Below are 6,000 nucleotides of genomic sequence, written 5' to 3'. Positions count from 1 at the left end.
CTGAAATTGTAATACATGAGGCCCCCATGCTTTAGTGTAACCGTTACACTAATTATATCATGGTTTCAGAAGCAAAACAACCCAAAAATGCACGAAATTACGCCATTTTCGAGTGGTTACACCTGTTTTAGTGTACCTCGAAGGCAAAGTTCACATTTTATTATCCGCTCTGTTATGGGCTTTTTCCAGAAACTCTGCTACCTTATCACCGTCCTCTGCCCATGTTGCTTTTACAAGCTCCAATGAAGTTCTGAAGGAGGCAAATGCATCTACCCACTCAGCATCTTTTGTAGAAGATTTGAACTCGTCCATTATTTCGCGGTTAGGTATGAATACCTCACTTTTTTCATCATCAAACCCAAGGTATCCGAGATGTATCAAAAGCGACAGAACGTCATCACGTCCGGTGAAGGTAGTCATATCGTTCTGGTATGTTGATGTATCGACCTTAAGTCGCCCGCCATCCATAAGAAGCGCTACGGCATCCTTCAGGCCGTCAAGATTCATATTTATAAATTCAGCCAATGCCTCAAAGGTTTCCGTCTTATTCCAATAGTCTATGATTTTACCGGTTGTTGTAGCCTCTACAACAGACAATGGACTGTATAATGCATATTTTACGGACTGCGGTGTTCTGCCTGTGAGTTTCTGTTCTTTATGTTCCGGATCAGGAGGAATGATGCCACTGACAACATAACCATCATACCAGGCTTTCATCTTTTCAAAATCACGGTCATATTCATAAGCCAGATCCATTACTTCCTTTTCTGTGAATCCGGTATATGGTGCCAGCTCCCTTGGAAACATCATGGAATACTCGGTAAACATATTAAGAGCGGAATGCTTCCCGTATTTCTTTATGGGAAGGATTCCTGTCATGTATGCAAGAGCAACATGCGCATTATCTTTCAGTAAATCACGCAAAAAATCCAGGTACTCTTTCTGTCCTTCTTTATCATCTTTTCGTTCTCTGAAAAAAGCATCCCATTCATCAATGACGACAACCACCTGTCTATCATTTTCCGCGTATACATCGTCAAGAGTCTGGATAAGATCATTTTCATCAAATAAAGCCACATCCGGATATGCCTTTTTGTAGTCTCTTATTACAAGTCGTTGCATTTTTTCCAATGCTTCACGGACTGTTACATTCTTTTTCACGAACTTAGTCATAACAATCCTGATTACATCAAACTTTCCAAGATACTTATCCCAGATAATCTCTTCTGATTCTGCCCCGGTTTGCGAGCACTTTGACAACATTCTTTTCTCAAACAATTCCCTGTCATTCGCTTCCCTGTCATAATACGCACAGACCATATCAGCTGCTATGCTCTTACCAAATCTTCTGGGACGCGAAACACTGACAAACCTCTGCTGTGTGTTAATAATAGAATTGAGATAGCAGATCATCTCAGTCTTATCCACAAATATCTTTGAGTTTACAGTCATTTGATATCTCTGACTTCCCGGATTTAAATACTGTCCCATGCTTTTCTCCAATCAAATCTTCTGCGTCAAAAGAACATGTCATTTGTTCCCCAAAATCATGCCTTAAGAATAGCACAAAAAAAGAAAAAGGTCACTTAACCGGTAGTTGATGATTATATGGATGAAAGGAACCAGCCTTCTGTTGACGAGATTCCCGAGAGAGAGGAATTTTAATGTATCTGTTGGACACAAACATCTGCATTTATCTTATGAAAAACTCATTTCCGTCAATGACTGAAAAAGTTTTTTCGCATTCACCATCAGAGTTTTACATTTCTTCAATAACTGTATATGAACTCGAATATGGAGCCGCAAAAAGTAAATGGTGTGAAAGAACAAGACAGAACCTGCATCTATTTCTCGCGTCCTTCAACATCCTTGAATTCGACAGTTCTGATACTGTTTCTGCCGGAATGGTCCGCGCTCATCTTGAGGAAAATGGTACGCCCATAGGCGCATATGATGTTCAGTTGGCGGGTTAGGCGCTGTCAAAATCGCTTATATTCATAACACATAATGTGGAGGAGTTTGGGCGTGTGCCGAGGTTAGCCATTGCAGATTGGGTAAAGGAAGGATGACTCTGTTACATTTATAAAATTGTTTATAGCCTCCTTTATTCGCCCCATTATATTGAATTAATCGTACGAATGTGGTAAAATCATCGTACTATTTAATGAAAGGATGTGTCACATATGTCATCAATCACAGCAACTGAATTAAAAACAAATCTAAGCAAATATCTAACTCTTGCTTCAACCGAAGATGTCCTTATCACCCAATATGGAAAAGTGATTGCTAAGTTAACAAGTCCTTTCCAGGACAGAGTTAGTGTTGCAGAGTCACTTTTCGGGTCACTTCCGCAAAATACTACACTTGAAGAAGCTCTTAACGAAAGGACAAACGAGATATGAGAGTCCTGTTGGATACAAATATCATAATTGACGTACTTCAAAACCGGGAGCCTTGGTGCGTATCCGGCAAAGAAATCTTTTTATCAGTAGCAAGAAAAGAGTATTCCGGATGCATCACTGCAAAAGAGTCCGCCGACATCCATTTTTTTGCAAAAAAACAATTTAAAGGTGAGGAAAATGTTGACGACAAAGCCCGTCAGATTCTTATTAAACTCTTCTCACTTTTCGAAGTACTGGATACAACTGAGGCAGATTGCAAAAACGCTCTCTCATTTCCAAACAATGACTACGAGGATGCTATCATGATAGAAACAGCTTTACGGTCAGGTGTTAAATGTATCATTACAAGAAATACGGAACACTTTTCGGAATCACCGGTGAAAGTATATACGCCGGAGGAGTTTGTGGAGGTTATGGGTAAAAATATATCAAGTGAATAAAGCTCTATCACAGTTTACAAATGAGTTGCTGGCAAATTATCAGCAACTGAACCTTACGGCTCTCTGATAGAAATACAAACTTAGACTGTTTTATCTACCTCACCCTATAACATCTTTAATATCTGTCATCCTTCCAAAGAACGGGTCCTCAACCTTAAGTGCCAAAAAATCTTCATCAAGTATCTGCACCTTGTTAACAAGTGCAAGAAGCTTTTCATCAAGTTTTTTATTCTCTTTCCGAGCCGATTCAGGCAGAATCCTCAGAAAATCTCCAAAATATTCCATAATACCGCGTTGAGCTCGGTCAAATACTTTCAGATCCCGGTCACTCCTCGTTTCCTTTACATAAATCGGATTTCCTTCATCATCCATTTCTTCCATCTGAGGATATGGAGCAGTCAGTATCGTTTCAAGTATATAGTAATTGTCAAATATTGCGCTCGAATCCTTACCTTCATCAGCATAAAACGCCTCTATATCTAGATCTTTATCCGCCATGAATTCAGGTTCCAGCTGAAGGAAATAAAAGCCTTTCATATGCTGTGAGAACAGCCTTTGAAGGTACATTTGAGTGGTACCCTTTGCCACAAAATCAAAGAATGCAAGATTACCACTGCCTATGCCAAGTTTATCAATGTACTTATGATAGTTTTTTCTCTGCTGCTTTCCTTTTTCCAGAATAGCAGAATTTCGGTCAATAGAATTTACATCATTCACATCGATACCGAAACGTACCTTCAATGTTTCTTCCGGAGATCCGAAAAACTTCATGCTATCAACATAGTCAATATCATCCTGAGACTCCATTCCTGCCCGGATCGCAGCGGTTCTGGATGTATGAAAGTAATAGTGTGATGTGGAAGTTCTCAGCATTTGAAACAATTTCTCTATAAGATATCCGTCTCTTGCTCCAAAGAGAGCTTGATCATATCCTTGTCTCTCAATGCTATCGTTCATCCAAAGTGTAAAATCAGAGATCATGGGTCCGCAAAACAGATAACCTATATCAGAAGCATCTTTTACAGATAATCTCTGATCTTCATCCTCAAACCAAAAAGGATCATTAAAGATACGTGCCTGGAAAAGACCCATCTTTACACGGTCGGATAAACTTATAATCTCTTCCTCAGCTCCGAGTCCTCCAAGGGCATCAAACAAATCTATAGCACTATAAATCCTGAATGCATCTATACCATGACTTTTTGCTTTTTCAATATCTGCGAATTCATCATCACCTATATGAAGTATCCTTTTTCCAATATATTTGTCTGATAGTACAGAAAACAATTCCTGGGTCTTGGCGGTTCCATATTCGCATGATACAAGAATGTCTTCATATCCACTAATTCCATTTCTGTCCAGAATCTGAATTATCTGATCCTTTGAATAATAAGTATCTGTGGTTATAACCACCTTCTTGCCCATGGATGCAAAGGAACCAAACATTTCCCTTACTGCTTCACGAACTACCAATAACGAAAAATCAAGTTCCCATTCCCGCCTTGCCAATTCTTCCGCACTAAAAAAACAACCACCTGAAGACTTCAAAACATGATCATAAATCTGTTCCAGCCTGGGTGGTTTATCCTTTGACAATTCTTTTTCCGAAAAGAGTCTATGTTTAGCAAAATCAGGTATGCTAATGCCTTCATCGCGAAGCTTAATATCAAGAAGATCAAACACATCCGTATAAGACTTTGTTTTTCTCATCACCAATGTGTCAAAAAGATCAAAGCTGATAACCTCTGCATCGGATGCCATCTTTATCAAATCTTCTCTGGATGCACCACTGACGTTCTTAAAGTCAAACGTTACTGCTGCAGTATCCAGCAAGTCACGTCCCCGGACATCAAACAGAGCAATGTCATTCTCGCGGCAGAAATTGCCGATCCTCTTGGCTATGGCTTTACAGGAACCGGGGCGGGCAATGACGATTATGAGCTTTACGCCCTTTGCTAAAGTTTCTGAAAGAGGAATTATGGGGTAACCGTAAATCTCGCCAGAAGATTTGAAGCCATCCAGAAGTCCGACGATGGAAAGTTTATTGGCATTTTCATTTAAGAATCGTTCGGTTTCGGTACCGAGGCCGTATAAAGAAATATTTTGAGAGCTATACTTATAAATGAGTTCTTCAATCATTTCTCAAATGAACTCCTTTCAGGGAATAGCTTTTCCAAAGATGCATTAATATCTCTTTTCATTATTTCAAACTCATCAGGTGTACAGTTTTCGTTAAAACTGATCATCTGATATGCCTTATTGTTTATAGCATCAACGACATCCTTATATGTATCAATCGTTGGAAAGAAAACCTTTCCCTGTGTTCTTCTCGGCACAAAATCTCCAGTGCAAATCTGCCAATACCTTATCAGGTACTGAGTCACATCGGATGCTCCTCGAAATTTATTTCTTGATCCTGCATCCAAAGCATCCGGTTCCAATTCCCATAGACGTGCAAGTGTAGACTTCTTCATTGCATTTGCCATATGCGGATCATAGAACCCTGGGAAATCATACCAGTATACGCAGGCTCTGGTACGATCCAGTCTATCCCCATAGTCTTCACAATACCATTTATTCCAGTCTTTTTTTTGTACTTCTCTCTTCTTAAAGTACTTGTTGATAATAAACATATTGTTTACTTGTGCATATCTTTGTTCATGTAATCCTTTTGTAAATGAGCCTGTGGATATTATATTTTCTACTGCCTCATCGCCTACCATATCATCCTTAAAGTAATACTCCTCTTCAATAGGAAGCAATGGAAACACGTCATCGCTGAACAGAATAAAGTTCTCGGAAAGATCTTTTATCCTATGGATATTCATTTCTATTGTATTTGAATTGAATGTGGGCAAATACTCTTTCGGAATATACTCATCATGTCTGACGAATCTCAACTTCGGATTATCTAAGTTAAGAAAGTCAGGGACATGGCCACAGGTGATCAGAAAAATCCTATTTATCCATGGCATACATTTTTCTATTGATCTAAACCATAAATGAAGATTATCCCAACACTGGAAGCGGATATTAGTGGATTCAATTTCTTTACCCTGATCATATTCAATTCTTCTCTGCCTCCAGCCAGGTTCTTTTTCATCTACCCATGGAAGAACTATATCAACTGAGTGATTCATGAAATCCTCCAAACCATC

6 protein-coding genes are annotated in these 6,000 nt (G+C 39.2%); 3 read left to right on the top strand and 3 right to left on the bottom strand.

Annotated features, from left to right (window positions below; translation table 11 throughout):
• Positions 1-150: 150 nt before the first annotated feature.
• Positions 151-1,491 carry an AAA family ATPase gene (locus tag BLV86_RS15105; RefSeq protein ID WP_090819168.1) on the bottom strand — a complete coding sequence of 447 codons (1,341 nt, stop codon included), beginning with the start codon at positions 1,489-1,491 and terminating at the stop codon, positions 151-153.
• A 173-nt stretch (positions 1,492-1,664) separates the two neighbouring features.
• Between BLV86_RS15105 and BLV86_RS15100 the strand changes: the two genes are divergently transcribed.
• From BLV86_RS15100 to BLV86_RS15090, 3 genes are all read left to right on the top strand, one after another.
• Complete coding sequence (locus BLV86_RS15100; protein ID WP_090819165.1) at positions 1,665-1,973, top strand: PIN domain-containing protein; 309 nt, start codon at positions 1,665-1,667, stop codon at positions 1,971-1,973.
• A 210-nt stretch (positions 1,974-2,183) separates the two neighbouring features.
• Positions 2,184-2,402, top strand: a complete 219-nt coding sequence (locus BLV86_RS15095; RefSeq protein ID WP_090819162.1) for a type II toxin-antitoxin system Phd/YefM family antitoxin — start codon at positions 2,184-2,186, stop codon at positions 2,400-2,402.
• Positions 2,399-2,842: a PIN domain-containing protein gene (locus tag BLV86_RS15090; protein ID WP_090819159.1), complete on the top strand. Its 444-nt coding sequence runs from the start codon at positions 2,399-2,401 to the stop codon at positions 2,840-2,842. The genes BLV86_RS15095 and BLV86_RS15090 overlap by 4 nt, the downstream gene beginning before the upstream one ends.
• A gap of 99 nt (positions 2,843-2,941) precedes the next feature.
• On the opposite strand, the gene BLV86_RS15085 is transcribed toward BLV86_RS15090, so the two are convergent.
• Complete coding sequence (locus BLV86_RS15085; RefSeq protein WP_090819156.1) at positions 2,942-4,981, bottom strand: hypothetical protein; 2,040 nt, start codon at positions 4,979-4,981, stop codon at positions 2,942-2,944.
• Positions 4,978-5,982 carry a stealth conserved region 3 domain-containing protein gene (locus BLV86_RS15080; RefSeq protein ID WP_090819153.1) on the bottom strand — a complete coding sequence of 335 codons (1,005 nt, stop codon included), beginning with the start codon at positions 5,980-5,982 and terminating at the stop codon, positions 4,978-4,980. The genes BLV86_RS15085 and BLV86_RS15080 overlap by 4 nt, the downstream gene beginning before the upstream one ends.
• Positions 5,983-6,000 lie beyond the last annotated feature (18 nt).

Source organism: Oribacterium sp. KHPX15, assembly GCF_900107835.1.
In the GTDB taxonomy this organism is placed as follows: domain Bacteria; phylum Bacillota; class Clostridia; order Lachnospirales; family Lachnospiraceae; genus Oribacterium.
This window is presented reverse-complemented; position numbering and strand designations above follow the sequence as displayed.

Excerpts from the sequence above, each read along its gene's own strand:
- BLV86_RS15105 (WP_090819168.1), bottom strand. The coding sequence starts at position 1,491 with ATGGGACAGTATTTAAATCCGGGAAGTCAGAGATATCAAATGACTGTA.
- BLV86_RS15085 (WP_090819156.1), bottom strand. The coding sequence starts at position 4,981 with ATGATTGAAGAACTCATTTATAAGTATAGCTCTCAAAATATTTCTTTA.
- BLV86_RS15090 (WP_090819159.1), top strand. The coding sequence starts at position 2,399 with ATGAGAGTCCTGTTGGATACAAATATCATAATTGACGTACTTCAAAAC.
- BLV86_RS15095 (WP_090819162.1), top strand. The coding sequence starts at position 2,184 with ATGTCATCAATCACAGCAACTGAATTAAAAACAAATCTAAGCAAATAT.
- BLV86_RS15100 (WP_090819165.1), top strand. The coding sequence starts at position 1,665 with ATGTATCTGTTGGACACAAACATCTGCATTTATCTTATGAAAAACTCA.
- BLV86_RS15080 (WP_090819153.1), bottom strand. The coding sequence starts at position 5,982 with ATGAATCACTCAGTTGATATAGTTCTTCCATGGGTAGATGAAAAAGAA.